The following is a 26,629-nucleotide window of genomic DNA, read 5'->3' on the forward strand; positions in this document are numbered from 1 at the left end:
TGACGCCACGGGCGCCATAGGCCTGCCTCTGCAAGAAGCCTTCCAACTCTGTCGACGAGGTTTAAATGGATAGGTGATGGCGCACGCAAAAGTCGTATTTATACGGAGTAGCGCCAAAGGAGCACTGATCAGGTATCGCGGCGCAGATCCGGCGGAATCGGCAGGTCGCCCTTCAGAGGATCGGGGCGCTTGCCCTTGCCGGCGCGGTACTGGCGGATCTGGAAGACATACGCCAACACCTGCGCCACCGCCAGGTACAAGCCCGCCGGAATCTCCTGATCCAACTCGGTGGAGTAGTAGATCGAACGCGCCAGGGCCGGCGATTCGAGCAGCAGGATGTCGTGCTCGACGGCAATCTCACGGATCTTCAAGGCCAGGAAGTCGCTGCCCTTGGCCAGCAACACCGGCGCCCCGCCCTTCTCCGCGTCATATTTGAGCGCCACGGCATAGTGGGTCGGGTTGGTGATGATCACGTCCGCTTCGGGAATCGCCGCCATCATTCGCCGCTGGGACATTTCGCGCTGCAACTGGCGAATCCGCTGCTTGACCTCCGGCCGCCCCTCCTGATCCTTGTGCTCGTCACGTATTTCCTGCTTGGTCATCAGCAAGCGCTGGTGGGCTGTATAGAGCTGCACCGGCACATCCACCGCGGCAATGATCAACAGCCCCAGGGACATCCACAAGGTACTCCAGCCCACCAGCTGCAGACTGTGGATGATCGCCGACTCCAGCGGCTCATGGGCGATCCGCACCAGATCGTCGATATCCGAAGACAGCACCGACAGCCCCACGAACAGAATGATGGTGAACTTGCCGACCGCCTTGAGCAGCTCCATCACCGACTTGGCCGAGAACATCCGCTTGATCCCCGGGAAGGGATTCATCCGACTGAACTTCGGCGCCATGCTGCCGGGCGAGAACAACCACCCCCCGAGCGAGATCGGCCCGATCAGGGCGGCGGCCAGCGCCGTCAGCAGGATCGGCTGCACGGCCCAGATCGCAATTTCCCCGGAGCGCAGGAGAAAAATCCCCATGTAGCGTTGGTCGAGCACGACTTCCCGGCTCAGGGTGAAGTTCATGCGCATCAACTCGGCCAGATCCTGGGCCAGGGTGCCGCCGAACACCAGCAACGCACCGGCACCGGCCATCATCACGGCAAAGGTGTTGAGCTCCTTGGAACGGGCAACCTCACCCTTCTCCCGGGCATCTCTTTTCTTTTTGTCCGTGGGGTCTTCTGTCTTGTCCTGGCCACTCTCACTCTCTGCCATGGCTCAATGCACCCGTGCCAGTTCGCGTAAAAATTGCAGGGACTCGACGGCCAGCGGTTGATACTGGTTGAGAATGTCGCCCAGGCTGATCCAGAGGATCAGCATCCCCAGCACCAGGATCAGCGGAAAACCAATGGAGAAGATGTTCAGCTGCGGCGCGGCGCGGGTCATGATACCGAACGCGATATTCACCACCAGCAACGCGGTGATCGCCGGTAGCACCAACACCAACGCCGCTCCGAGCACCCAGCCGAGCTTGCCGGAGAGCACCCAGAAGTCCGTGGTCGACAGCCCGCTGCCCACTGGAAAGGTAGTGAAACTCTCGGTCAGTACTTCGATGACCACCAGGTGACCGTTCATGGCCAGGAACATCAGCGTCACCAGCATGGTGAAGAACTGCCCGATCACCGCCGCCGAGACCCCGTTGACCGGGTCGACCATGGAGGCGAACCCCATGCCCATCTGGATCGCGATAATCTGCCCGGCCACCACGAAGGCCTGGAAAAACAATTGCAGGGACAAACCGAGCAAGGCACCGAAGATGATCTGCTCGGCGATCAGCAGCAGCCCGCTCAGGTCCAGCGGATGCACCTCGGGCATCGGCGGCAGGCCAGGGGTGATGACCACCGTGATTGCCAGGATGAAATACATCCGGATCCGTCGCGGCAACAGGGTGGTTCCGAAAATCGGCATGGTCATGATCACCGCGCCGACCCGGAACGCCGGCAGCATGAAGCTGGCGACCCAGCTGCTGATCTGCGTATCGGTCAGCGCGAGCAGCGACATATCAGCCGATGACCTGCGGAATGCTGCCGTACAGCGACAGGATGTACTCCATGAACTTCTGCACCAGCCAAGGCCCGGCGACGATCAGGGTGACCAGCATCACCAGCATGCGCGGCAGGAAGCTCAGGGTCTGTTCGTTGATCTGGGTGGCCGCCTGGAAGATCGCCACAATCAAGCCCACAACCAGGCTCGGGATCACCAGCACAGCAACCATCAAGGTGGTCAGCCAGAGGGCATCACGGAATATGTCGACTGCGACTTCAGGAGTCATTGCACATCACTCGCTCTAGACACCGCCAAAACTGCTGGCCAGGGTGCCGATGATCAATGCCCAGCCATCGACCAGCACAAACAACATGATCTTGAACGGCAGGGAGATAATCAGCGGCGACAGCATCATCATCCCCATGGCCATCAGCACACTGGCCACCACCAGGTCGATAATCAGGAAGGGAATGAAGATCATAAAGCCGATCTGGAACGCGGTCTTCAATTCCGACGTCACGAAGGCCGGCACGATAATGGTCAGCGGCGCCTGGTCGGGCGTGGCGATGTCGGTGCGCTTGGACAAGCGCATGAACAGTTCCAGGTCGCTGCTGCGGGTCTGCGCCAGCATGAAGTCCTTGATCGGCCCCTCGGCCTTGAGCACCGCATCCTGGGCTGACATTTTGTCGGCCAGGTAGGGCTGCAGGGCATCATGGTTCACCTTGTCGTAGACCGGCGCCATGATGAACATGGTCAGGAACAGCGCCATGCCGGTGAGAATCTGATTCGAGGGGGTCGATTGCAGGCCCAGGGCCTGGCGCAGGATCGAGAACACAATGATGATCCGGGTGAAGCTGGTCATCAGCATGACGAACGCCGGGATAAAACTCAGCGCCGTCATGATCAGTAGGATTTGCAGGTTGACCGAATATTCCTGCTGGCCGTTGGCCCCGGTGCCGAGGGTGATCGCCGGGATCGACAATGGATCGGCCGCCAGCGCCAGAGGCGCCGCCAGCAGCAAGGCCAACGTCAAGACAAACCGCAAAGCGCCCATCACTTCTTATCCTTACCCAGCAATTCCATCAGGCGTTGAGCGAACTCAGGTGTGGCCTGCTCGCCGCTCGGCACCTGGACCGGTTCCTTGAGCACATGCAGCGGGGTGATGGTGCCCGGCGTCAGCCCGAGCAGGATCTGCTCATTGCCGACCTGCACCAGCACCAGGCGATCACGCGGGCCGAGGGCGCGCGAGCCGATCAGTTCGATGACCTGCCGCCCCTTGGCCCCCGGCCCCACTTGTTGCACCCGGCGCAACAACCAGGCGAGGACAAAGATGATCCCCAGCACCAGCAGCAGGCCGAGCACCAGTTGCGTCAACTGCCCGGCCATGCTGCCCGGTGCGCTCGGCGCGGCCGCCGCCGTGGCCAGCGGCTCGGCCGCCCAGGCACTGAGCGGCGACAGCAGCAAGAGGCCGAGAAGCCTGCTCATTCAGCGCAACTTCTTGATGCGTTCGCTCGGGCTGATCACGTCGGTCAGACGGATACCGAACTTCTCGTTGACCACCACCACCTCGCCGTGGGCGATCAGCGTGCCGTTGACCAGCACGTCCAACGGCTCGCCGGCCAGGCGATCGAGCTCGATCACCGACCCCTGGTTCAATTGCAGCAGGTTACGGATGTTGATATCGGTACTGCCGACTTCCATGGAGATCGACACCGGAATATCCAGGATCACTTCCAGGTTCGGGCCGTCGAGAGTCACCGGCTCGTTGTTCTTCGGCACACTGCCGAACTCTTCCATCGGCAGGCGGCTTCCGCTCGACGAATTGCCGGAGTCAGCCGCCAGCAAGGCATCGATATCGGACTGGCCGGCATCGCCGGTTTCTTCCAGCGCGGCCGCCCACTCATCGGCGAGGGCCTGGTCGTCGGCGGAAGTCATATCGTTATCATTAGCCATCAGTTGTCCTCGGCAAGCAGAAATTCAGTTAACACAGCGCATTCCTGATCGGCACCCTAGCGGCGCCCGATCGCCTCAATCACTTGCAGTGCCAGATTGCCCTTGTGGGAACCCAGCTTGACCTTGAACGATGGCACGCCGTTGGCGCGCATCACCATCTCATCCGGCAGCTCCACCGGAATCACATCGCCCGGCTGCATGTGCAGGATGTCCCGCAGGCGCAACTGGCGACGGGCGACCGTGGCACTGAGCGGCACGGCCACGTCGAGGACGTCCTCGCGCAAGGCCTTGACCCAGCGTTCGTCCTGATCGTCCAGGTCCGACTGGAAACCGGCGTCGAGCATTTCCCGCACCGGCTCGATCATCGAGTACGGCATGGTCACGTGCAGGTCGCCGCCACCACCGTCGAGTTCGATATGGAAGGTCGACACCACCACCGCCTCGCTGGGCCCGACGATGTTGGCCATGGCCGGGTTCACTTCCGAGTTGATGTACTCGAAATTGACTTCCATGATCGCCTGCCAGGCTTCCTTGAGGTCGATGAACGCCTGCTCCAGCACCATGCGCACCACCCGCAGTTCGGTGGGAGTGAATTCACGACCTTCGATCTTGGCGTGGCGGCCATCGCCACCGAAAAAGTTGTCCACCAGCTTGAACACCAGCTTGGCGTCGAGGATGAACAGGGCGGTGCCGCGCAGCGGTTTGATCTTCACCAGGTTGAGGCTGGTGGGAACATAGAGCGAGTGCACGTATTCGCCGAATTTCATCACCTGCACGCCACCGACCGCCACATCGGCGGAACGGCGCAGCATGTTGAACATGCTGATACGGGTGTAGCGGGCGAAACGTTCGTTGATCATCTCCAGGGTCGGCATGCGTCCGCGGACGATGCGATCCTGGCTGGTCAGGTCGTAGCTTTTGACACTGCCAGGCTCGGCAGCGGTTTCGGTCTGCACCAGACCGTCATCGACGCCATGCAAGAGGGCGTCGATCTCATCCTGGGACAGCAGATCCTGCACGGCCATGTCGTGATCCTACTGCAATACGTAGTTAGTGAAGAGCAGCTGTTCGACCACCACTTTGCCGACTTCCTTCTGTGCCACTTCCTGCACGCTGGCAGTGGCTTTCTGGCGCAGCAGTTCCTGGCCGACCGGGGTCGCGAGAGTTTCGTAGGTCTGTCCGGAAAACAGCATCACCAGGTTGTTGCGGATCACCGGCATGTGCACCTTGAGGGCCTCCAGGTCAGCCTGGTTACGCGCCAGCAAGGTGATGCTCACCTGCATATAGCGCTGGCGGCCGCTGGCGTCCTTGAAGTTGGTGACAAAGGCCGGGGCCATGGGCTCGAAGATCGCCGGCTGCTTGCCGCTGGTGGCGGCTTCGACCGGTGCCGGAGCCGGTTTGCTCTGGGCACTGTGCATGAAGTACCAGGTCGCGCCCACCGACAAGCCGATGGCCAGCAGCACGCCCAGCACAATGACGATGATCAGCTTGAGTTTGCTTTTACTGCCGGGTTCTTTTACCGCTGCTTCGCTCTTCGCCATGCCAATAATCCGTCACTATTCGATTTTTCATAGTCGCACGGCAAGGCTGGAGCAAGTGTTATGCCAGATTGGACATAAGGGAAATACAGTCTTTGAAATACCAGGGAACCTGTGGGAGCCAGCTTGCCGGCGATGGCGCCAGGATGAACGCCGCAAGGCTCAAGGGCCTCATCGCCGGCAAGCCGGTTCCCACAGTGACCACGCTGAACGCAATGGCGCGTCAAGGGCCAAGACCGATCTACAGTGCGTCTGGGATCAGGCGTAGTAGTCGACCGCGCTGGAGCCCACCACCACGCTGGAACTGACCGCCGCCGCCTCGCTGGCCGCGGCAATCGACAGGTCATCCTGGCTGTCGCCACCGAGGCTACCGCCACTGCCGCTACCTTTGTGCGCCTGCTGCTGTTGCTGCTGCGCACCCTGGCCCTGGCCGGCCCAACCACGAGCCTGGTCGGAAACGCTGACATCGGCCTGCCCCAGGCCTTGCTGCTGCAACATGTCGCGCAGACGCGGCATGTTGCCTTCGAGCGCATCGCGTACCCCGGCGTGGGCACTGATGAAACTGATCTGCGTCGGCTGGTCGGCCGACATGTTCACCTTGATATCCAGGCGCCCGAGCTCGGCGGGTTGCAACTGGATTTCCGCCGACTTGAGGTTGGCGCTGGAAAGGTACATGACCCGATTGACCACTTCCTCGCTCCAGCCGCTCTGGTGCATCGCCAACGGCTGGTTGACCGGCAGCGCATTCGCGCTCTTGGGCGTGGGCGCCTGGGTCAGGGCCGCCAGACGATTGGCGAAGTCATCGACCCGGGTATCGCTGGAAGCGCTCTTGATATCCTTGAGACCGTCATCGATCAGGGTCTTGAAGGATTTGTCGCCCCCCTGGTCGCTGCTGCCGGGATCGCTCTTCTGATCCAGCATCGTCACGACGTTATTGGCCTGGTTCTGCGCCAGCGTCGAATCAGTGGCGTTGGTGTTGCTGTTGCTGTTGTCGCTGGACTTCGCCGCTGTCTGGCTGCCGCTCGAGACGTGACCGCCCTGCTCCATGGCCAGGCGTACCGCTGGCAGATTGTCCAGCGGGTCCGCGGCCGGATCGAAATCATCGCCCGCGGTCGAGGCCTTCGCGTTAGCCGGTGCGGTCGCGGCGCTGACCGCTGCCGCCAACGGCGCCTGGACCACTGCCGGATCGACCGCTGCCGCCGCGGCGGGAGCCGGAGTCGGCGGGGTCGCGGCAGCCTGGAGCAGCGCCGGGTCCAGGCTCGGGTCCGGCGTCGCCACGGCGACCGGAGTATCGGTCGTGGTGCTGGCGTCAGCGCTGGAAGCGGTCTTGTCATCGGACTTCGAGGTATCGGTCGAGGCCGTCGTGCCGTCGGTCGCGGTCGCGGTCTTGTCAGAAGCGCCCTTGTCATCGGCGGACGCCGTCTTGCCATCTACCTTGGTGGATTTGTCGGCAGGCAAGGATTTGCCGCTACCGGCAACCGGCGACTGCGCGGCGGCATCCTGGTTGTTGGCGTTACTGGCCGGCGCGTCCGGCTTCGACGGCTGCACAGGGGCCTTGTCCGCCGTCGACTTGAGCGGATTGAAGGCGACCTTGACCGGATTGCTCTGGGTGCTCTGGTAGACCTGCGCAAAGCTGAAAGCATTGTCCTTGGGCGGCGCGAAAGCGGTCGGCGCAGGCATGACAGGGTCTGCCTGCGGCTTGACGGCAGCATTGGCCTGGAGGAGCGAATTAGGGACGAGTGACATTATACGGTCTCCGCTGCACAGGGGTCGTAAGTACAGTGCAAGGAGCAATAGCAAGGTTCGGGCCACATTGCCCGGACGGGTCAGATGCAACCCATCCAGGCACCGGGCCCATGCGGCTAAGGCCGGACCGGAAAGCGCTCGCGCTCGGTTTCGTAATAACGGCGCACCAACTCATATTCATGGTCGATCTGGTGGATCAGTTCTTCGACACCCACCAGCGGCAATTGCCCGGCAAGCTGTTCCAGTTGACGACAAAGCTCGGCCAGGCGCAGCGCGCCCATGTTGCTGCTGCTGCCCTTGAAACTGTGGGCCGCCGCTCCGAGGTCCACGGCATTGCTCGCCTGGTGCAACTGCCCCAGACGTTTTCTCGAATCGTCGAGAAAGGTATCCAGCAACAGCGGATACTCATCCTCCATGATGTCCTGCAATGCACTGAGTGCATCACGGTCCAGATGCTCCATATCGTTGTCCACTTGATCGCTCCCTGCTCCTGACCTGCGAATTATGCCTGAGCCTCCCACGAAAACTCCACGTGGGCACTGCGCCCATTGTCCGACCAGCAGGCATTGCGACCGAGCTGGCGCACCAGCCCGACACCACGCCCGGACAGCCGGTCGACCGCCACGGGACGCTCCATCACCTTCGCCACGTCAAAACCATTGCCACTGTCATCGACCTGTACGCTCAACCGCCCGCCCGCCCCCAGGGGGATCACTTGCAGGCGCACCCGCACAAAGCCTTCCTCCAGCTCGAGCAGACGCCGATTGCGCTGTTCATAGTATTGCGCAAATCCCTTCACATCGCGCTTGAGGCTCGAATCCAGGCCGAGCACACCATGTTCCAGGGCGTTGGAGTAGAGCTCGGCGAGCACGCTGTAGAGCGCGCCGCTCTGCGTACGCAAGCCATGCACTTCCATCAGCAGTTGCAGCATGTAGGGTAATGGATTGAAGCGCTTGAGGCTGGCCGCGCGGAACTCGAAGCTCACCGACCAGTCCAGCGGGCAGGACTCACCGCTGTCGGAGTAGACCATGGCGTTCGGCAACTGCCGCGTCGGTGCCGGCAGGCTGACCTGGACCATGCTGACATCGTCGCGAGCCTCGCCGCGAAAGCGGTGCAAGGCCTCCTGGATATCCTCGAACAGGCGATCCGGCTGCCGATTGGCCGCGAAGACCTCGTGCAGACGCTCCACGCCAAATAACTGCTCGTCGCTGTTACAGGTATCGATCACCCCGTCGGAGAGCAGGAACACCCGGTCACCGTGGGCCATGGGGTAGACATCGGTGCGGTGGTCGAACAACTCGGCTCCCAGCACCCCCAGCGGCAGGTGCCGGGCCACCAGCGGCTGGCGCTCCCCCGTGGCGAGCCGGTGCAGGTAGCCGTCCGGCATGCCGCCATTCCACACTTCCACCACTTGGCGCTGCGGACTCAGGCAGACAAAGGTGGCGCAACAGAACATGTCCACCGGCAGGATGCGCTTGAGCTTGGCATTCATCTCCCGCAGGGTTTCCGGCAGGCCATAACCCTTGGCGGTCATGCCGTAGAACACTTCCGCCAGCGGCATCGCCCCGACCGCCGCCGGCAGGCCATGGCCGGTGAAGTCACCGAGCAGCACATGCATGTCGCCGGCCGGCGTATAGGCCGCCAGCAACAGGTCGCCGTTGAATAGCGCATAGGGTGATTGCAGGTAGCGGATATTCGGCGAGCTAAGGCAGCCGGCGTGGGCCACCTTGTCGAACACAGCCTTGGCCACCCGCTGCTCGTTGAGCAGGTAGTCATGGTGCCGGGCAATCAGGTCGCGCTGTTGCAGGACGGTGTCCTGCAGGCGCCTGAGGCGGTCCATGGCCTTGATCTTGGCGCCGAGAATGACCTGGTTGTAGGGTTTCGCGAGAAAATCGTCGCCGCCGGCTTCCAGGCAACGCACCAGTCCATCGACTTCGGTCATGGAGGTCAGGAAGATGATCGGCACCAGCGACTCGCCGGCCAGCACCTTGATCCGCCGCGCCGCCTCGAAACCGTCCATCACCGGCATCATCGCATCCATCAGCACCAGCTGTGGCCGCTGGGCCTCGAACAAGGCCACGGCCTCCGCGCCGTTGCTGGCGGTCAGCACCCCATGACCCTGGCGCCGGACAATACTCGAAAGCAACAACCGATCAGCCGCGCCATCTTCGGCGATCAGTACCGTCAGCGACTCCGCTCCCGACTGCATGGAGGTCAGCCGATGTCGAAGAGTTTGTCGAAATTGGAGATGGCGAGAATCTTGCGCACATCCGAGTTGCTGTTGATCACTCGTACATCGGAATGATCACCACCGGCGTGATCGCGCAACAAGAGCAACATGCCCAGCGCCGAACTGTCCAGATAGGTCGCTTCCTTCAGATCGACCACAATGGACGACGGTTTCCTGGCAAGCCCCTCATAAGACTCACGAAATTCCTGATGCCGACCAAAATCAAAGCGCCCCTTGATGGAGATCGTCAATTTTGCGCCATCGGGCGATACTACTGCGACTACAGCCATGATACTGCTTCCTTGTCAGTGGCGACGTGTACAAGGTTTAGCACCCCGCCGAAGGTAGGGCAACCGTGAGCGTCAAAATTCCTGCAGATCAATACGGACTCTGCCGCGGCAAACGCTGGGACAACTCATCCAGCAACTTCTGTTCACGCTTGTCTTCCAAATGGCGCGCCTCGTCGACATAACGTTGCACCAGTTTGCGCAAGCCTTCGACCCGGGCATAGGCCTGCTGCCAGGCCTCGCGCGCCTTGTCGAGATTGTTCTGGTGCCAGGCCAGACTCTGGCGCTGTTGGCCAACCGCCGTGTCCAGCTGGGTGAGAAACTGCTGGTAACCCAACAACCATTGGCCGGAGACCCCGAGGCTGCCACGCTGGATCCACTGTTCCTGGTATTCGAGGCGAAAACGCTCGAGATCCTCCAGCTTGTTCTGCGCGACCCGCACCTGGCCCTGGAAATAACCAAGGCGTTGGACTGCCGTGCGCTCGGTACTTTCGGCCATATCGACCACCGGGGCCAGGCGCGCGGCGCGACTCAGGGCCATGATCGATTAACCGCCCGCCGCGGGAGCGAAGATCGACGCCAGATGCGCGCCGCTTTCACCCAGGCTGATATTGTCGTTCAAGCCCTGGCGCAGGTACTGCACCATTGCCGGCTGCAGGGCAATCGCGGTGTCGGTCTCACGGTCGCCGCCAGCCACATAGGCACCGACGCTGATCAGGTCGCGGCTCTGCTGATAACGTGACCAGAGCTGCTTGAAGTGCTGGGCGCGACTCATATGCTCGGGACTGACCACCGCGGGCATGACCCGGCTGATGGAGGCTTCGATATCGATCGCCGGGTAATGGCCTTCCTCGGCCAGGCGCCGGGACAGGACGATATGCCCGTCGAGCACGCCCCGCGCCGAGTCGGCAATCGGGTCCTGCTGGTCATCGCCTTCGGACAGCACGGTGTAGAACGCGGTGATCGAGCCACCGCCGGCCTCGGCGTTGCCGGCACGCTCTACCAGCTTGGGCAGCTTGGCGAACACCGACGGCGGATAACCCTTGGTTGCCGGCGGTTCGCCGATAGCCAGGGCGATTTCCCGCTGAGCCTGGGCGAAACGGGTCAGGGAGTCCATGAGCAACAGGACGTTCTTGCCCTTGTCGCGGAAATACTCGGCAATCCGTGTGCAGTACATGGCCGCGCGCAAACGCATCAGTGGCGCGTCATCCGCCGGCGACGCCACCACCACCGAACGCTTGAGACCTTCTTCACCGAGGATATGCTCGATGAATTCCTTTACCTCGCGACCCCGCTCGCCGATCAGGCCGACGACGATAATGTCGGCCTCGGTGAAGCGGGTCATCATGCCCAGCAGCACACTCTTGCCCACGCCGGTACCGGCGAAGAGCCCTAGGCGCTGGCCGCGGCCCACGGTCAACAAACCATTGATGCAGCGAATGCCCACGTCCAGCGGCTGGCTGATGGGATTGCGGTTGAGCGGGTTGATGGTCGGACCGTCCATCGGCACCCAGTCCTCGGCCTTCATCCCACCCTTGCCGTCGAGGGCACGGCCGGCACCGTCAAGCACCCGCCCGAGCATGCTCATACCCATCGGCAGGCGCCCGGTATCGGCCAACGGCACGACCCTGGCGCCTGGTGCTATGCCGGCCACGCTGCCCACCGGCATCAGAAACACCTTGCCGCCGGAAAAACCCATCACCTCGGCCTCGACCTGCACCGGGTGATAGCTGTCGTCGTTGATCACCATGCAGCGTGCGCCCATGGCGGCGCGCAAGCCCTCGGCTTCGAGGGTCAGGCCGACCATGCGCAACAGGCGCCCTTCGAGGATCGGCTGCCCAGGCAAGTCGATGGCTTCGGCGTAGCCGCTCATGCGCTTGCCGAAGCTGGTGCGCTCAAGACGCATCGGACAGGTCCGCTTCGGAAACCGTGGCCAGCGCTTCCTCCAGCTCCAGAGCCATGTCTGGCATCGCCGGGTGCAGGGATTGCTCGTGGAGTTGATCGAACAGTTGTCCGATGGCCTTGCTGATACGGGTTTCGATGGTTGCATCGATCCGGCTGTGCTCGGTTTCGATCCGGCAGCCACCGGCCAGCAGGGCCTCGTCCTCGACAATCCGCCAACTGGCCTCGTGGCGCTCGCGCAGAGCCTTGATCTGGTCGAAATCCTGGGGGTTGATGTACAAGCGCACATTGTCGGCGCCCAGCGGCAACAGCTTGAGGGCTTCGCGCAGGACATGTTCGATCTGGCTGGAATCGGTCTTCAGTTCACGCTGGATGACCTCGCGGACCATGTGCTCGACCAGGCCCACCAGGCTCTGCTCGATCTGCCGGTCCTGCTCGGCGATGGGCGCGAACAGATTGCCCATCAACACTTCCAGGGACTTGAGCTTGGCGCTGAGAGCGACTTCCGCTTCCTGCCGCACCTTGAGCTGCGTACTGTGGAAACCTTCGCGCTCGCCCACGGCGAAGCCTTCGTTGTAGGCTTCCTGGCGAATGCTTTCGAGTTCTTCGAGGGTCAGCGGCTGGACTTCCTCCAGCGGCACTTCCTCCATCTCGAGCGGTGCTTCTTCCACCGGCTCCGGCTCGGGTGCTTCGACATGCGGGTCGAAGCTGGGCAGCGACCAGAGGTCAAAACCGCCCACGTCCCGGGCGCGGATCAGATCGGTTGGATCAGTCATGGCTTGATCCTTAGATCATCTCTTCGCCGCCCTTGCCACCGAGCACGATTTCTCCGGCTTCGGCCATACGGCGGGCGATGGTAAGGATTTCCTTCTGCGCGGTCTCCACGTCGCTGACGCGAACCGGACCCTTGGCTTCGAGGTCGTCGCGCAGCAGTTCCGCCGCACGCTTGGACATGTTCTTGAAGATCTTTTCCTTGACGCCTTCATCCGAGCCTTTGAGTGCAAGAACCAGCACGTCGGAAGACACTTCGCGCAGCAGCGCCTGGATACCACGGTCGTCGACATCGGACAGGTTGTTGAAGACGAACATAAGGTCTTCGATCTGGGTCGACAGGTCCTCGTCGACTTCGCGGATCGAGTCCATCAACTGGCCTTCGATCGAGCTGTCGAGGAAGTTCATGATGTCCGCGGCACGCTTGATACCGCCCAAGGTGGTACGGGCCGCGTTGGAGTTGCCGGAGAACTGCTTCTCGAGAATCTGGTTGAGTTCCTTGAGCGCCGCCGGCTGCACCGTGTTCAGCGACGAGACCCGCAGGATGATGTCCAGGCGCACCTTGTGGTCGAAGTTGTTCAGTACTTCGCCGGCCTGGTCGGGGTCGAGGTAAGCCACGACGATCGCCTGGATCTGCGGGTGCTCGTAACGGATCACGTCCGCCACCGCCCGCGGCTCCATCCACTTGAGGCTGTCCAGGCCGCTGGTATTGCCGCCCAGCAGGATCCGGTCGATCAGGCCGTTGGCCTTGTCTTCGCCCAGGGCCTGGGTGAGCATCTTGCGTACGTAGTCGTCGGAGCCGACGCCCAGGCTGGTCTGGTCGCCGACGATCTCGACGAACTCGCTCATGACCTGTTCGACCTGCTCGCGGTGCACGTTGCGCATCTGCGCCATCGCCACGCCGACCCGCTGGACTTCCTTGGGCCCCATGTGGCGCAACACTTGTGCAGCATCAGTGGAGCCCAGCGACAGCAGCAAGATCGCGGCTTTGTCGACCCGGGTCAGCTTCTGGTTGACGGCGGCGTTATTACTCATCGGCGTTAATCCACTCTTTGACGACCTGTGCCACACGGCCCGGGTCTTCGGCTACCAGACTCTTGATGGCGTTCAGCTGTGCGTCATAACCTTCGCTCGGACTCGGCAGCAGGATGCTTTGCGGACCGCCCAGGCTGACCCGGTCGTTGGCCAGCTCGCCATCCAGGCCGCCCATGCCGCCCAGTTCGACGTCGCCGCCGAAACCGGCCAACTGCTTGCCCTTGCCGCCACCGGTGATGTTGTTGAGCACCGGACGCAACACACCGAACACCAGCACCAGGATAAACAGCACACCCAGTACCTGCTTGACCACATCCCAGAACCAGGGTTGCGAGTAGAACGGAATATCGGCGATCACTTCACCGCGCTCGGCGGAGAATGGCACGTTGATCACGCTGACGCTGTCGCCGCGACTGGCGTCGAAACCGACGGCGTCCTGGACCAGGCGAGTGAAGCGCGCCAGTTCGTCGGCGTTCCACGGTGCACGGGTGGTTTCGCCATTGGCCGGGTTGATCTTGACCTGGTCGTCGACCACCACCGCCACCGACAGACGAGTCACGCGACCCTGCTGTTGCTTGGTGTGGCTGATGGAGCGATCCAGTTCAAAGTTCTTGGTCGATTGTTGACGCTTGTCCGCCGGATACGGCGCCAGCATCGGTTGGCCGGTGGCCGGATCCATGATCTGCTGGCCATTGGCATCAAGCAATGGCTGACCAGCAGCAATGGCCCCGGTCGAAGCGCCAGCACCGCCAGTGGTCTGCGGTGCGCTGGCCGGACCTGGCGGCTGGTTGCTCAAGGCCCCCGGCACGCCTTGCGGGCCATTGCTGGCGGTGCGCTGTTCGGTGGTCGATTGCTCGCTGCGCAGCGCCGGCTGGTCAGGGTTGAACTGTTCGGAGGTCGACTCGACGGCGCTGAAATCCACGTCGGCGGAGACTTCGGCCTTGTAGCGGTCGTTACCCAGCACCGGTTGCAGGATGTTGTGCACCCGCTGGGTGAGCATGCTTTCCACACGCCGGCTGTAATCGAACTGCTTGCCGGCCATGCTCAATTCGGAGTTTTGCGCCTGGTCGGAGAGCAGGTTGCCCTTCTGGTCGACGACGGTGACCTGCGACTTGTTGAGCTCCGGAACGCTGGTAGCCACCAGGTTGATAATGGCAACCACCTGCCCGGGTTCCAGGGAACGACCGGAATACAGCTCGACCAGTACCGAAGCACTGGGTTTACGCTCATCGCGCACAAACACCGAGCTTTTCGGGATCGCCAGATGCACGCGGGCACCCTTGACGTTGTTCAGGCTGGAAATGGTCCGGGCCAATTCGCCTTCCAGGCCGCGACGATAACGGGTCGCCTCCATGAACTGGCTGGTACCCAGGCCCTGGTCCTTGTCGAGGATTTCGAAACCGATATTGCCATCGCTCGGCGTCACGCCAGCCGCGGCCAGCTTGAGACGGGCACGGGAGACGTCATCGGCCTTGACCAGCAGCGCGCCGGAATTCGGCTCGACGGTGTAGGGAATATCTGCCGCCGCCAGGGTTTCCATGACCTGCTTGGCATCCATACCGGCCAGGCTGCCATACAGCGGCCGGTAGTCGGGCTGCTGGGACCACAACACCACGGCAAAGCCGATCGCCACGCTCGCCGCCAGGCCGACCATCAGGCCAACCTGACGAAGCATGGTCATTTCGGAAAGATTTTCCAGAAAGGACAACCCGAACAGCGGCGGTTTACCGTCTGTGGGGCCGGACTTGGCCGGTACGTTATCGGCGAGAACTTCTGCCATGACTGTTTACGTCCCTAACCCTTAAACCGGCATCTGCATGATGTCTTGATACGCCTGGACCAACTTGTTGCGCACCTGGGTCAAGGCCTGGAACGAGACGCTGGCTTTTTGCGAGGCGATCATGACGTCAGTCAGATCGACCCCGCTCTTGCCGATTTCGAATGCGGTGGACAGCTGGCCAGAGGCTTGCTGCACGTCGTTGACCTTGTTGATGGCATTGCCGAGCAAATCGGAGAAGCTGCTACCGCTGACTTCCGGCGCGGCCACGGCCGACTTGGGTTGAGCCATGGCATCCATTTGCATGGAGCGCATGTCCAGCATCAATCGATTAAATTCAACACCCTGGCTCATGAACGTCTCTCTCCGGCGACCTGCAATTTTTTGACACTTGTGCAGCAGTTAGTGAAGGGTTAGCAACAAGGGTGCCAGCTCCTTGTCGTCCTCGAACAAAATCCGATACACGACGCGCGAGCCTGAATCGACTTACGTGGCAAACAGATAGGCTTCGACATCCATTCCGGCATCGCGCATCTGCGCCAGTTTGTAGCGCAGCGTACGCGGGCTGATACCCAGTCGCTCGGCGGCTTCCTTGCGCCGCCCGCGCTCGGCGCGCAGGGTGTCGATGATCATCTGGAATTCACGCCGACGCAGGTCGTCGCCCAGGCCACCCGCCTGCTCCCCCGCCACCGCCTCGACCCCTACCGACTCACCGACAGACGGCCTGGCGGTCACCACGAGCCCTGGCATGGACACCGCACCAACCGGGCCGACCAGGCAGAAATCCTCGGCCTGGATCAACCCGCCCTGTTGCAGGATCAGCGCCCGCTGGATCGCATTGTCCAATTCACGCACATTGCCCGGCCACGGATAACCGATCAGGCAGGCCTGCGCCTGGGGTGACAGTCGAACAGTTGCATGTTTCATTTTGGCGCTGTGCTTGGCAAGTAGACGTTCGGCCAGTGGCAGAATATCGGCGGTACGCTCGCGCAACGGGCGCCAGGCCAACGGAAAAACCGACAGGCGATAGTAAAGGTCTTCACGGAAACGCCCCGCCGCCACTTCCCCGGCCAGGTCCCGGTTGGTGGTAGCCACCACGCGGATATCCAGGCTGATCGGTTTGCGTGCACCGACCCGCTCGACCTCGCGTTCCTGGAGCACGCGCAACAGCTTGGCCTGGAGACCCAGGGGCATTTCGGAAATCTCATCGAGCAGGAGGGTCCCGCCATCGGCTTGCTCGAACTTGCCGGCCTGGGCCGCGATGGCGCCGGTGAACGAGCCCTTTTCGTGACCGAACAGGGTTGCCTCAAGCATGTTGTCGGGAATCGCCGCGCAGTTGATGGCAATAAACGGCTGACTGGCACGCGGCGATTGCTGATGGATATACCGCGCCAGCACCTCCTTGCCGGTGCCGGACTCCCCTGAGATCAGCACGGTCGAATCACTGCGCGCGACCCGTGCCGCCAGCTCGAGCAACTGCGCACTGGCCGGCTCCGAAGCGATCGGCCCCTCACCGTCCACCGCGCCCGACTGTCCCAGGGCATGCCGCGCCACCAGGTCGAGCAGGGCCTTGGGCTCGAATGGCTTGACCAGGTAGTCGGCCGCACCCTGACGCATCGCATCCACCGCCCGCTCCACCGCCCCGTGGGCGGTCATCAGCAATACCGGCAACTGCGGCTGGCGCGCGCGCAGCAGGCACAGCAACTGATGGCCATCCATGCCCGGCATATTGACGTCGCTGATCACCAGGCCGAACGACTCCGCGGCCACCGCCTCCAGCGCTTCCTCGGCCGAACCGACCGCATGGAAGCTATGCCCGGCCAGCAGCAGGGTATCGGCCAGCGCTTCGCGCAAGGCATGATCGTCCTCGACCAGCAGGACCTTGAGCAGCGGTTTCATTCTTGAGCCTCCATGGCGCCGGGAATCAGCGGCAGGCAGACCATCGCACAGGTGCCACGCCCCGGCCGTGAATGTAATTGCATGTCGCCCTGATGCGCCCGGGCAACGGCCTTGACCACGGCAAGACCGAGGCCGGTACCGGTGGTCTTGGTGGTAAAGAAGGGTTCGCCCAGGCGCGCCAGCACCGCCGGCTCGATACCCGCGCCGTTGTCGCTGATGCACAGGCGCAAGGTGCTGCCACGGGCGTACAGGTGCACCTTCAGGCGCGCCTCGCCGGTGCTGGCCTGCTGGGCATTTTCGATCAGGTTCAACAGTGCCCCCACCAGGGTGTCGCGGTTGCACAACAACTCGCCGACATGGCTGTCGCACTGCCAGCGCACGGCGGCGCCCTGGACATGGGTCTGTGCCGCGGCTTGCAGCGCCTGCATCAGCACTTTGGGTGTCAGCCGGTTGGTTAGCGGCAGTTCGCCACGGGCGAATACCAGCATGTCGCGCACCTGGTGCTCCAGTTCATGCAGGCGCTCTTTCAAGCGCCCGGCAAAACGCTGCTGGGTCTCCACTGGCAAAGCCTGTTCGGTGAGGTGGCTGGCATAAAGCAAGGCCGCCGAGAGCGGTGTGCGGATCTGGTGCGCCAGGGACGCGACCATCCGCCCCAGCGATGACAAGCGCTCATGCCGGGCCAACTGATCCTGCAGGCGACGGGTTTCAGTCAGGTCGTTGAGCAGCACCAACTGACCCGGCTCGGCATCCAGCGAACGGGTGGAAATCGACAGGCGCCGACCGTCCTTGAGGGATATTTCATGGCCGTCGTCTTCACGCGGAGCGAAGCAACGGGTAATCACCTGGCGCCAGAGCTCACCGACCAGGGGCAGACCAAGCAGCTCCCGGGCCGCCGGATTGGCTTCACTGACAATGCCATGGGAATCGATGACGATGACCCCGCCCGGCAACAGGTCGAGCAGGTTCTGCAGACGATTGGCCAAGCGTTCCTTTTCCGCCAGTTCCGCCATGCGCTGGGCGCTGACCACGGCCAGCTCGCCCTTGAGCTCGGTGACCCGGGCTTCGAGCAGGCTGTAGGAGTCGTTGAGTTGCGTCGACATCTGATTGAACAGCGAGAAGGCCTGCTCCAGGCCCAACCGGCCGACCTGCTCGACGGACGACGAGGATCCCGCGGCTTCAGGGACAGGTGACATCGGGGCGGCTTGGGGCATGGTGCTCTCTCGCTTGGCTGACCGTCATTTAAACGGAACGTTACAAGAGACTTAGCAATACCCGTGCCGAAAAAAAACCAGCCGTTTTTCAACAGGTTGAAAAACAGGCGTCAATCATCCGCCTGTTCATCGCCCTCGCGACGGCTCATCCCGTACTTGCGCATCTTCTCCACCAGGGTGGTACGACGAATACGCAGGCGCTCGGCGGCGCGGGCCACGATGCCATTGGCGTCGTCCAGCGCTTGCTGGATCAGCCCCTGCTCCAGACCACCGAGGTAGTCCTTGAGGTCCAGGCCTTCGGGCGGCAGCATCGCCGAGGTGGTGAAGTCCGGGGTATGGCCATTGATCGCGACCCGCTCTTCGAGATCGCTGCGCAGGCTGTCCACCAGTTGCTCGTCTTCGTCATCGACGTAGCGGAATTTCTTCGGCAACTCGGCGACACCAATCACCCCGTACGGATGCATGATCGCCATGCGCTCCACCAGGTTGGCCAGTTCGCGGACGTTGCCCGGCCAGGCGTGCCGGCACAGCGACATAATCGCCGCCGAGTTGAAACGGATGGAGCCGCGCTTTTCGTGCTCCATGCGCGAGATCAATTCGTTCATCAGCAACGGAATATCTTCGACCCGCTCACGCAGCGGCGCCATCTCGATGGGGAACACGTTCAGGCGGTAGTAGAGGTCTTCGCGGAAGCTGCCGACCTCGATCATGCTCTCGAGGTTCTTGTGGGTGGCCGCGATGATCCGCACGTCGATGCTCTGGGTCTTGTTGCTGCCGACACGCTCGAAAGTGCGTTCCTGCAGCACACGCAGCAGCTTGACCTGCATCGGCAACGGCATATCGCCGATTTCGTCGAGGAACAGCGTACCGCCGTTGGCCAGCTCGAAACGCCCGGCACGACTGGTGATGGCACCGGTGAAGGCGCCCTTCTCGTGACCGAACAGCTCGCTTTCCAGCAACTCGGCCGGGATCGCCCCGCAGTTCACCGGCACGAAAGGTGCGTCGCGGCGCTTGGAGTGATAGTGCAGGTTGCGCGCTACCACTTCCTTGCCGGTGCCGGACTCGCCGAGGATCAGCACGCTGGCATCGGTGTCGGCCACTTGCTGCATCATCTGGCGCACATGCTGGATGGCACGGCTGGTACCGACCAGACTGCGGAACAGGTTCGGCTCGCGCTGCCGACCGCGCTCACGGGCCTGGTCGTACATCTCGCGATAGACCTGGGCACGATGCAGGGAGTCGAGCAGCTTGCTGTAGCTGGGGGGCATTTCCAGGCTGGACAACACCCGGCGGCGTTGGTCTTCGGGCAGGTCGGCAGAAGAAATATCACCCAGGAGCAACACCGGAAGGAACTCATCCCAGGTTGAGAGTGTCTTAAGCAAGCCAGTCACTCCGCTCGCGGCGTTGACAGTCCCAAGCAGGACACACAGCACTTCGCGACTGGACGACAAAGAGCCGACCATCTGCTGCCAGTCATCGCTGGTGCAGGAAATATTTTCTTCGCCGAGAAAATTTAAGATCACCGCCAAGTCGCGGCGGCGAACGCTATCGTCATCAATCAGCAGAATTTTGGTTTCACGCCACATGCAATAGCAACTTCCCTAGTCAACTCGATGCCCGGTATGGGTGGGGCAAGCTAGACATCCGAGGCCGGACAGGGCCTCCAAGGACGACTGAAATCTGGAAACAGCACTAGTTAAGTCAAAAAAGCGTACATAGTCAAATTTATGGCGCAATACGGTTCGATTAACCCAACATTAACCGAACAGATGGTAAACCTTTGCAGCGCTCCTTGCTTGCTGGATCTTCGACATCTCATCGACTATCGACTGGCGTTCGGTCATCGCCGCTTCCAGCAGCTGCCGATAAACATGCAACAATTCCTCAAGTTTGACGCGCAGCGCATCCTCATCCAGCCCAGTCTCGCCAAGCACGTCTTCCATGCACGCGCGGCAGTCCAGATCCAGCTGGGTGATTGCTTCCCAGTCACGCCCGGCCAAAGCCCTTACCAGGGCTTCGCGGGTTTCTTCGATACGCTGCAGTACAAGACTCATGATGCACTCCTCAGAACTGCGGACCCGGTGGTGCGATGGCGTCCCAGCCTTCCTTGACCGTGGTGAGCAGGCCGGCGACTTCGTCGAGCATCTGGATGTCCGAGTGGACATTGGCTTGCAGCAGGCGCGTCATCATATAGGCGTAAAGGTTGTCCAGATCCGTCAGCGAGTCAGCTGACTTTTCCAGATCCAGGCCTTCGCGCAAACCACCGACAATATCGATGGCCTTGCCGATGGCGACCCCCTTGGTGGGGATGTCCTTGCGCTCGATGGCACCTTTGGCTTGGGCGATACGATCCAGGCCTCCTTCCATCAACATCTGCACCAGACGGTGAGGACTGGCCTCGGAGGTCTGTGCCTGAGCTCCCACCTTCTGGTATTGCCGAAGGGCTAGCATAGGATTCATGTTCTACCTCATTACCACTCAAGGGTTCGTATAAGAAGTGTATCGCCTTTGAGTCATAAAACTTTAGACCCAGAAGGCAAAAACCCGGCACGCGCTAAACGCAGCCGGGTTTCTGGCGGTCGAACAGGGATTAGCCCGACTTCGACGCGGTCAACGAAGTGAAGAACGACGTGATACTGGTGGCGGTCGCCTTCAACTGCCCGACCAACGCATCCATGGCATTGTACTTGGCCGTCAGGGTCGCGGTCAGACTACTGACATGCAGATCCAGCGCCGTTTGCTGACTCGTCAGGGCGCTGGCCTGGGTGTTCAAGCTGGTGCTGCGCTGATCGAGCAAACCACCGGTCTGGACGTAGGGGGTGATCGCCGCGGTCATCCGCGCCAACACACCATCCGCGCCCGCTTTGGCGGTGGTACCGCTAAACAACGTCTGCACCTGGCCGCTCAGACCATCAGTAGTCATGGCCCTGGTGAACGTGGTGGAGTTGAAGTTCAACTGCCCCGTAACCGGATCAGTCCCGACACCCAGTTGCGAGAGCACCGCCAACTTACTGCCCGGTCCAGGTGTGGTGAGCACGCCACGGATACTGGCAATCAGCGCACGAGGCATGGAATCGCCGGTGAACGCCGCCGACACGCTATTACCTTTGGCATCCTTCGTTGGCGCACTGAGGGTGCCGATGGTCGTCATCAAGCTGTTGTAGGCGGTCACGAACGTCTGGATCGAGGTCTGCAGACCGCTGGTGTTGGTGCCCACGGTGACCACCGAGGTCCCCGTTCCCGAGAGCAGATTCAGTGTCATACCACTGATGGCACCGGTGACGGTATTGGTCTTGCTGGTGACCGTCAGGCCGTCAATGGTGATACTGGCATCCTTGGCCAGACCATTGACCGCCCCCGAGCTTGACGCTGTCGGGGGATTGGCCATTGTCTGGGTACCGTCGATTGTCAGGCCGGCAATGCCACTGACCGACAAGTCGGAGCCCGCGCCGGTGACGGTGGAACCGAACACAAGACGCGAAGCGCCGCTACTGTCGGTCACGATGTTGGCGGAAATACCGTTGCTTGACAGCGTGGAGTTGATCGCGTCACGGGTGCTCTGCAGCGTTGCATTGGCCGGGATGGTGACATTGTAATTAGTGCCATTCTGACTGATGGTCAGGGTACCACTCGGAATGGCACTGGTTGCACCGCCGGCAAAAGAAGCACTGGAAACCTTCGAACTGGTGGCGAGATTACCCACCGTAATGCTGTAGTTACCGGCTACCGCAGTATTGTCAGTAGTGGCCGTCAATACGGACGGCGATCCCGAGGTTGCCGAGAAGCCGGCGAACTGCGGAGTGGTCGTGCTATTGAGGTTGGTCAGTGCGGTCTGGAAGGTCGTCAGCGCACTTTTCAGCGAGCCCACGCCAGAAAGCTTCAGCGTGTTGGTTGCTTGCGACGTGGTTATCTGGTTCTGCGCGGCATATTTATCGGCGCCGACCAACGCGGTCACGATCGAACCGATATCCAAGCCGGAACCCAGGCCCACAGACGGTGTAATTGGACTTGCCATGCTTGTCTCCCTTCAATTTGCAGCCAGTCTTTTGACCTTTACCAGCGCCCAAAGCAACTGCACACACGATTCATGCCAGCTGTCAGGCTTTCGCATCAAACAGCACATTGCTCGCCGAACTCAAGCTGTCAGCCAGTTTCAAGGCCTCCTCGGAGGGGATCTGTCGAACCACCTCGCCGCTGTCGCTGGCGATCACCTTGACCACGACTTGCCCGGAGTGCTCGTCAATGGAAAATTCCAGGTTGCGCTTGATCGATTGAACGAACTTCTCGATATCCTGCACAGCCTTTTTGAGTCTGTCGGAAGAATCCGAATCATTGCTGGTGGCCGAAACCGGTTTTACCGGAACCGCCTGAGGCGCCGCCGTGGCCGATACCGGCTTGTCGGCAACAGGACTGGAACTGGCCGGCGTAACAGCGGGGTAAGACAGACCAAGCTTCACACTCATGTCCATATCCATCACCTCTCAACGTGAAAAAGCGAGAGAGTGCGACCAGCACACCCCCCCGCCAAAACTCATTCCGAAATTACTGAAGCAGCTTCAGTACAGCGGAAGGCAGTTGGTTGGCCTGAGCCAGAACCGAGGTAGAAGCCTGTTGCAGGGTTTGCTGCTTGGTCAGCTCGGCGGTTTCAGCGGCGAAGTCGGTGTCTTGTACGCGGCCCTGTGCAGCGGTCACGTTCTGAGTCACGTTGTTCAGGACCGAGATGGTGCTGGTCAGACGGTTCTGCGAAGCACCGAGGTTGGCGCGGGTAGCACCGATGGAGGCGATTGCAGCGTCGATCGCGGTGATCGCGTTGTCGATGTTGGAGGCTGCGGCGGCGCTGGTAGCACCGGTCAGAACCAGGGTACCGCTGTCCACGGACAGGCTGACGGCGTCGAACTTGGAGCTCAGGGTCAGGCTGATCTGGTTGGCCGAACCGGTGTTGGAACCCACTTGCAGGGTAACCACGCCAGCCGAACCGTTCAGCAGGAACTTGCCGTTGATCTGGGTGCTTGCGGAGATACGGGTCAATTCGTCCGACATCTGGGCGAATTCGGAGTTGGTCGCGGTCTGGTCGGCGGTGCTGTTGGTACCGTTACGGGCTTGAACAGCCAGTTCACGCATACGCTGCAGAATGTCGGTGTCGGTTGCCATCGCGCCGTCAGCGGTCTGTGCCAGGGAGATACCGTCGTTGGCGTTTTTGATCGCAACGGTCTGGCCGCGGATCTGGCTGCTCATACGAGTGGAGATCTGCAGACCAGCGGCGTCGTCCGCGGCGCTGTTGATTTTCAGGCCGGAAGACAGGCGCTGCATGGCGGTGGAGAGCGCGCCGGCTGCGTGGTTCAGGTTCTGCTGAACAGCCAGGGAAGTGACGTTAGTATTTACGCTTAAAGACATGACGAAATCCTCGTTGGTTGGGTACTGCGGCTTCCGGCCCTGGCAAGCGCCGGGTATGGCCTAGAGAACCTTCGTAATAGTTATCGTCGGGATTGCAAGTTGCTTGAGGGCTTTTTTCAAAAATTTTGCCATCACCCTGCCACCCCTTGGAAAACAAGGGCTTGGCGCCCCACCCCAGAAGGAAAAATGACGTCAGGGAAGTGCCGCCGATTCCAGCAGCCCCACCAGCTCATACTCCATCCAGTCGGCCAGCCCCAACCAGTCCTGGGATTCCTGGCAAACCAGCATGCACGTCAGCAGTTGCGCCCACTGCTGCCGCACGGCCTGCGGCGCACTCTCCAACGCCAACCGCGCGGCGTCGAACACCTCGACCATGTTCAAGGCCGCCTCCACATCACGCCCCAGACGAAACAGCCCGGCGCATTCGCGGGCCTCGTCGATACACTGCCCCAGCCGGCTCATTGGACAAACTCCGGGTCGAACCCGGCGCCGACGACCCCTGCCCCCGCCCGGCTGCTGTTAAGGAACGCCACCTGCGGATGACGGGCGATATAGCGCTCCAGTTCCACCAGGTAACGACGGAAGTTCAACTGCGTCCTGACCCGTTGCCCTTGACCGTCCAGTACCCAGTGCCGCGCCAGGTCGACACCCGGGCCGAGATCGCCATCCTTCCAGCCCGCATGGGTCTTGTTCAGCGCAAAGGCGAAGTCAGCGCCGAACAGGGTGATCCGCGCCGCGCCCATCTTCACCGCCAGGTCGACCGCCGGGTGCAGCACGCTGCCGCCGACGAACAACAGGCCGCGCTGGCACTGCTCACGCACCGAGGCATAGATCGGGCTGATGGAATAGCCGCCGTAGCGCGGGCCTTTCCAGGCCTGCAGCACCTGCGGATCGCTCATCGGCATATAGACCAGGGGAATGCCGTCGGATGCTTCAACGGGCAAATGCCGGAAACCGATGCGCTGGTCGATGCTGACCACGATATCCGGCCTGATCCCCTGCTCACGCAATGGCCGGTAGGCGGTGTCGACGCTGATGAACAACGGCCGCTCCGCTTGCTCGCTGATCGCGCGCAACTTGTCGAACTGCTGCTCCAGCGTCGGCCCGGTGCCAATCACATAGATGTGCCGGCCCACCTGGGTCGAAAACAGCTCGGCGACATCGCGGTCCGCGCCAAATACCTCGCGGGTGTCCCGCAGGCGCTGGAGAATTTCCGCGGACTGCGGATCGAACTCGCGGTTGTTGAAGGTCAGGTGCACCTCGCCGACCAGCCGATCACGCATCCGCGCATTGTCATCATCGGCCAGCACCAGTTCGGCCGGCAGCGCGAAAAACGGCAAGAGAATCTCGGGATGGTCGGCGGCATAGCTCAGCTCGACCCGTGGATCGCTCAGCCATGGGCGCTGATCCAACAGCCCCAGCACCCGTTTGAACAGCGCCCCATTGAGGACATGCACACACAGGCGTTGCAGCGTCGGCAGCTCCAGCAGGACCTGCTGCAGGTCCCCCAACCCGGTGCCGTACACATGCAGCAAGGGACTCCGCGACGGCAGGCTGGCGGCCTGCAGGCGGGCCTCGGCGAGGCGATCATGCCGGCTGGTGAGCTGAATGCCGCCCACGCTCAGGGTCGAACCCAAGCCTTCCACCAGTTCGACCGACAATGCCGCGCCGTCCTCGGCCAACAGCCGCGCGAGCAAGCCCGGCCAGCGGTCGCCAATGACCTGCAGATTCTGTTCGAAATATTCGCTCATGCCGGCCTCACTCAACATCCGCGCAAAAAAATGGCGCTCAAGGTTATCTCACCTGAAGCGCCCTTTTGCGACCTTATGCAATCAACGCCGATGAATAATCGCCGAGCCCCAGGACAAACCCACGCCAAAGCCACTGAGGGCCACGCGCTTCCAGGTCGAGTCCAGGACATGTTTTTCCAGCAACAGCGGAATGCTCGATGACACCGTGTTACCGGTCTCGACCATATCCTTGATGAACTTCTCGGGCTCGCCCTCGAAACGCCGTGCCACGGCATCGACAATCGCCGCGCTGCCCTGGTGAATGCAGAACGCATCGATATCGTCCGCCTGCAAGCCGGACTCCTCGAGCAACTCGTGCAGGTGCGCCGGAACCTTGAGCAGGGCGAAGTTGAACACCTGGCGACCGTTCATGAAAAATACGCCGTTGCTGACCTTCAGGTGCGGCGCGCCGGACCCGTCGGTGCCGAACTTGGCCTTGCCCAACTGCCAGGGCGCGTCTTCACCCATCCAGGTGGCCGTCGCCGCATCACCGAAGAGCATGGTGGTGTTGCGATCTTCCGGGTCGACAATCTTCGAATACGGGTCGGCGGTCACCAGCAGGCCGTTCTTCAGGCCCGCGGCTTCCATAAAACCCTTGATCGCGTAAATGCCGTAGACATAACCGGAGCAGCCCAGGGAGATATCGAATGCGGCCACGCTGGTGGGCAGGCCAAGCTTGTCCTGGACGATGGCGGCGGTATGCGGCAGGCCTTCCTCATCACCGTTCTGGGTGACCACGATCAACACATCGATGGATTCGCGCTTGAGCTCGGGATTGCGGGCGAACAGCGCGTTCACCGCCTCGACACACAGGTCCGAGGTTTCCTGCTCGTCATCCTTGCGGGGCAGGAAGGCCGAACCGATCTTGCCCAGGATGAACGCTTCATCCTTCTCGAATTTTGCACCTTGTGCGTAATTGTCCACGCCGGCTACAGGCACGTAGCTCGCAATGCTCTTTATGCCAATCATTACGGCTTCCCAATAATAAACAGCTGAAAACCCTCGCTCACCAGAACCGAGGGCTGCCGACAAACAGAGATTTGACGCCGCCCACGGA

The 26,629-nt window shown here is 61.7% G+C and carries 29 protein-coding genes; all 29 read right to left on the reverse strand.

The features are described 5' to 3' along the window. Positions 1-128: 128 nt before the first annotated feature. The 29 genes from flhB to AC07VG_RS06790 all read right to left on the reverse strand — a co-directional run bounded on the left by flhB (position 129) and on the right by AC07VG_RS06790 (position 26,541). Positions 129-1,268: a flagellar biosynthesis protein FlhB gene (gene flhB / locus AC07VG_RS06650; RefSeq protein ID WP_495020695.1), complete on the reverse strand. Its 1,140-nt coding sequence runs from the start codon at positions 1,266-1,268 to the stop codon at positions 129-131. Between the two features lie 3 nt (positions 1,269-1,271). Beyond that, positions 1,272-2,054 carry a flagellar biosynthetic protein FliR gene (gene fliR, locus AC07VG_RS06655; RefSeq protein ID WP_495020696.1) on the reverse strand — a complete coding sequence of 261 codons (783 nt, stop codon included), beginning with the start codon at positions 2,052-2,054 and terminating at the stop codon, positions 1,272-1,274. 1 nt (position 2,055) lies between these two features. Further along, on the reverse strand, positions 2,056-2,325 hold the full coding sequence (fliQ, locus tag AC07VG_RS06660) for a flagellar biosynthesis protein FliQ (protein WP_100939027.1): 270 nt from the start codon (positions 2,323-2,325) through the stop codon (positions 2,056-2,058). Positions 2,326-2,340: 15 nt separating this feature from the next. Further along, entirely contained in the window at positions 2,341-3,093 is a 753-nt protein-coding gene (gene fliP, locus AC07VG_RS06665; protein WP_495020697.1) for a flagellar type III secretion system pore protein FliP, read from the reverse strand. Next, entirely contained in the window at positions 3,093-3,524 is a 432-nt protein-coding gene (fliO, locus tag AC07VG_RS06670) for a flagellar biosynthetic protein FliO (protein WP_495020698.1), read from the reverse strand. The genes fliP and fliO overlap by 1 nt, the downstream gene beginning before the upstream one ends. After that, positions 3,525-3,992: a flagellar motor switch protein FliN gene (gene fliN / locus AC07VG_RS06675; protein ID WP_495020699.1), complete on the reverse strand. Its 468-nt coding sequence runs from the start codon at positions 3,990-3,992 to the stop codon at positions 3,525-3,527. It lies immediately after the preceding gene. A 56-nt stretch (positions 3,993-4,048) separates the two neighbouring features. After that, positions 4,049-5,017: a flagellar motor switch protein FliM gene (fliM, locus tag AC07VG_RS06680; protein WP_494999786.1), complete on the reverse strand. Its 969-nt coding sequence runs from the start codon at positions 5,015-5,017 to the stop codon at positions 4,049-4,051. A 9-nt stretch (positions 5,018-5,026) separates the two neighbouring features. After that, on the reverse strand, positions 5,027-5,533 hold the full coding sequence (fliL, locus tag AC07VG_RS06685) for a flagellar basal body-associated protein FliL (RefSeq protein WP_494999785.1): 507 nt from the start codon (positions 5,531-5,533) through the stop codon (positions 5,027-5,029). A gap of 255 nt (positions 5,534-5,788) precedes the next feature. Further along, positions 5,789-7,276 (reverse strand): flagellar hook-length control protein FliK, encoded by a 1,488-nt coding sequence (locus AC07VG_RS06690; RefSeq protein ID WP_495020700.1) that lies wholly within the window; start codon positions 7,274-7,276, stop codon positions 5,789-5,791. Positions 7,277-7,392: 116 nt separating this feature from the next. After that, the gene (locus AC07VG_RS06695; protein ID WP_494999878.1) at positions 7,393-7,737 is read right to left on the reverse strand and encodes an Hpt domain-containing protein; all 345 of its coding nucleotides are present in this window, start codon (positions 7,735-7,737) and stop codon (positions 7,393-7,395) included. 41 nt (positions 7,738-7,778) lie between these two features. Further along, positions 7,779-9,485, reverse strand: a complete 1,707-nt coding sequence (locus tag AC07VG_RS06700) for an ATP-binding SpoIIE family protein phosphatase (RefSeq protein ID WP_495020701.1) — start codon at positions 9,483-9,485, stop codon at positions 7,779-7,781. Positions 9,486-9,490: 5 nt separating this feature from the next. After that, entirely contained in the window at positions 9,491-9,796 is a 306-nt protein-coding gene (locus AC07VG_RS06705; protein WP_494999782.1) for an STAS domain-containing protein, read from the reverse strand. An 88-nt stretch (positions 9,797-9,884) separates the two neighbouring features. Next, positions 9,885-10,334 (reverse strand): flagellar export protein FliJ, encoded by a 450-nt coding sequence (fliJ, locus tag AC07VG_RS06710; RefSeq protein WP_103495957.1) that lies wholly within the window; start codon positions 10,332-10,334, stop codon positions 9,885-9,887. A 6-nt stretch (positions 10,335-10,340) separates the two neighbouring features. After that, positions 10,341-11,699, reverse strand: coding sequence for a flagellar protein export ATPase FliI (gene fliI, locus AC07VG_RS06715; protein WP_494999781.1), 1,359 nt, complete (start codon positions 11,697-11,699; stop codon positions 10,341-10,343). Then, the gene (fliH, locus tag AC07VG_RS06720; RefSeq protein ID WP_494999780.1) at positions 11,689-12,471 is read right to left on the reverse strand and encodes a flagellar assembly protein FliH; all 783 of its coding nucleotides are present in this window, start codon (positions 12,469-12,471) and stop codon (positions 11,689-11,691) included. Before fliH ends, fliI begins: the two co-directional genes overlap by 11 nt. Positions 12,472-12,481: 10 nt before the next feature. Then, positions 12,482-13,501, reverse strand: coding sequence for a flagellar motor switch protein FliG (gene fliG, locus AC07VG_RS06725; RefSeq protein WP_100939016.1), 1,020 nt, complete (start codon positions 13,499-13,501; stop codon positions 12,482-12,484). Further along, positions 13,494-15,281, reverse strand: a complete 1,788-nt coding sequence (fliF, locus tag AC07VG_RS06730; protein ID WP_494999779.1) for a flagellar basal-body MS-ring/collar protein FliF — start codon at positions 15,279-15,281, stop codon at positions 13,494-13,496. The genes fliG and fliF overlap by 8 nt, the downstream gene beginning before the upstream one ends. A 21-nt stretch (positions 15,282-15,302) precedes the next feature. Next, positions 15,303-15,632 carry a flagellar hook-basal body complex protein FliE gene (gene fliE / locus AC07VG_RS06735; protein WP_103495961.1) on the reverse strand — a complete coding sequence of 110 codons (330 nt, stop codon included), beginning with the start codon at positions 15,630-15,632 and terminating at the stop codon, positions 15,303-15,305. A gap of 132 nt (positions 15,633-15,764) precedes the next feature. Next, entirely contained in the window at positions 15,765-17,177 is a 1,413-nt protein-coding gene (locus AC07VG_RS06740) for a sigma-54-dependent transcriptional regulator (protein WP_495020702.1), read from the reverse strand. Continuing rightward, positions 17,174-18,370 (reverse strand): sensor histidine kinase, encoded by a 1,197-nt coding sequence (locus AC07VG_RS06745; protein WP_495020899.1) that lies wholly within the window; start codon positions 18,368-18,370, stop codon positions 17,174-17,176. The genes AC07VG_RS06740 and AC07VG_RS06745 overlap by 4 nt, the downstream gene beginning before the upstream one ends. 128 nt (positions 18,371-18,498) lie before the next feature. Further along, positions 18,499-19,974 carry a sigma-54 dependent transcriptional regulator gene (locus AC07VG_RS06750; RefSeq protein ID WP_495020703.1) on the reverse strand — a complete coding sequence of 492 codons (1,476 nt, stop codon included), beginning with the start codon at positions 19,972-19,974 and terminating at the stop codon, positions 18,499-18,501. Between the two features lie 171 nt (positions 19,975-20,145). Further along, positions 20,146-20,442 carry a flagellar protein FliT gene (gene fliT / locus AC07VG_RS06755; protein WP_495020704.1) on the reverse strand — a complete coding sequence of 99 codons (297 nt, stop codon included), beginning with the start codon at positions 20,440-20,442 and terminating at the stop codon, positions 20,146-20,148. Between the two features lie 10 nt (positions 20,443-20,452). Then, positions 20,453-20,848, reverse strand: coding sequence for a flagellar export chaperone FliS (fliS, locus tag AC07VG_RS06760; protein ID WP_495020705.1), 396 nt, complete (start codon positions 20,846-20,848; stop codon positions 20,453-20,455). A 130-nt stretch (positions 20,849-20,978) separates the two neighbouring features. After that, positions 20,979-22,403 carry a flagellar filament capping protein FliD gene (gene fliD / locus AC07VG_RS06765; RefSeq protein ID WP_495020706.1) on the reverse strand — a complete coding sequence of 475 codons (1,425 nt, stop codon included), beginning with the start codon at positions 22,401-22,403 and terminating at the stop codon, positions 20,979-20,981. 82 nt (positions 22,404-22,485) lie between these two features. Continuing rightward, a complete protein-coding gene (locus AC07VG_RS06770) occupies positions 22,486-22,857 on the reverse strand; it encodes a flagellar protein FlaG (RefSeq protein WP_495020900.1) in 372 nt (123 codons plus the stop codon). Positions 22,858-22,930: 73 nt separating this feature from the next. Then, positions 22,931-23,782 carry a flagellin domain-containing protein gene (locus AC07VG_RS06775; protein ID WP_495020707.1) on the reverse strand — a complete coding sequence of 284 codons (852 nt, stop codon included), beginning with the start codon at positions 23,780-23,782 and terminating at the stop codon, positions 22,931-22,933. A 192-nt stretch (positions 23,783-23,974) separates the two neighbouring features. After that, positions 23,975-24,244, reverse strand: a complete 270-nt coding sequence (locus AC07VG_RS06780) for a hypothetical protein (protein ID WP_495020708.1) — start codon at positions 24,242-24,244, stop codon at positions 23,975-23,977. Then, complete coding sequence (locus tag AC07VG_RS06785) at positions 24,241-25,533, reverse strand: motility associated factor glycosyltransferase family protein (RefSeq protein WP_495020709.1); 1,293 nt, start codon at positions 25,531-25,533, stop codon at positions 24,241-24,243. The genes AC07VG_RS06780 and AC07VG_RS06785 overlap by 4 nt, the downstream gene beginning before the upstream one ends. A gap of 81 nt (positions 25,534-25,614) precedes the next feature. Continuing rightward, a complete protein-coding gene (locus AC07VG_RS06790; RefSeq protein WP_494999769.1) occupies positions 25,615-26,541 on the reverse strand; it encodes a ketoacyl-ACP synthase III in 927 nt (308 codons plus the stop codon). Positions 26,542-26,629 lie beyond the last annotated feature (88 nt).

Source organism: Pseudomonas sp. GW821-FHT03C07, assembly GCF_059420925.1.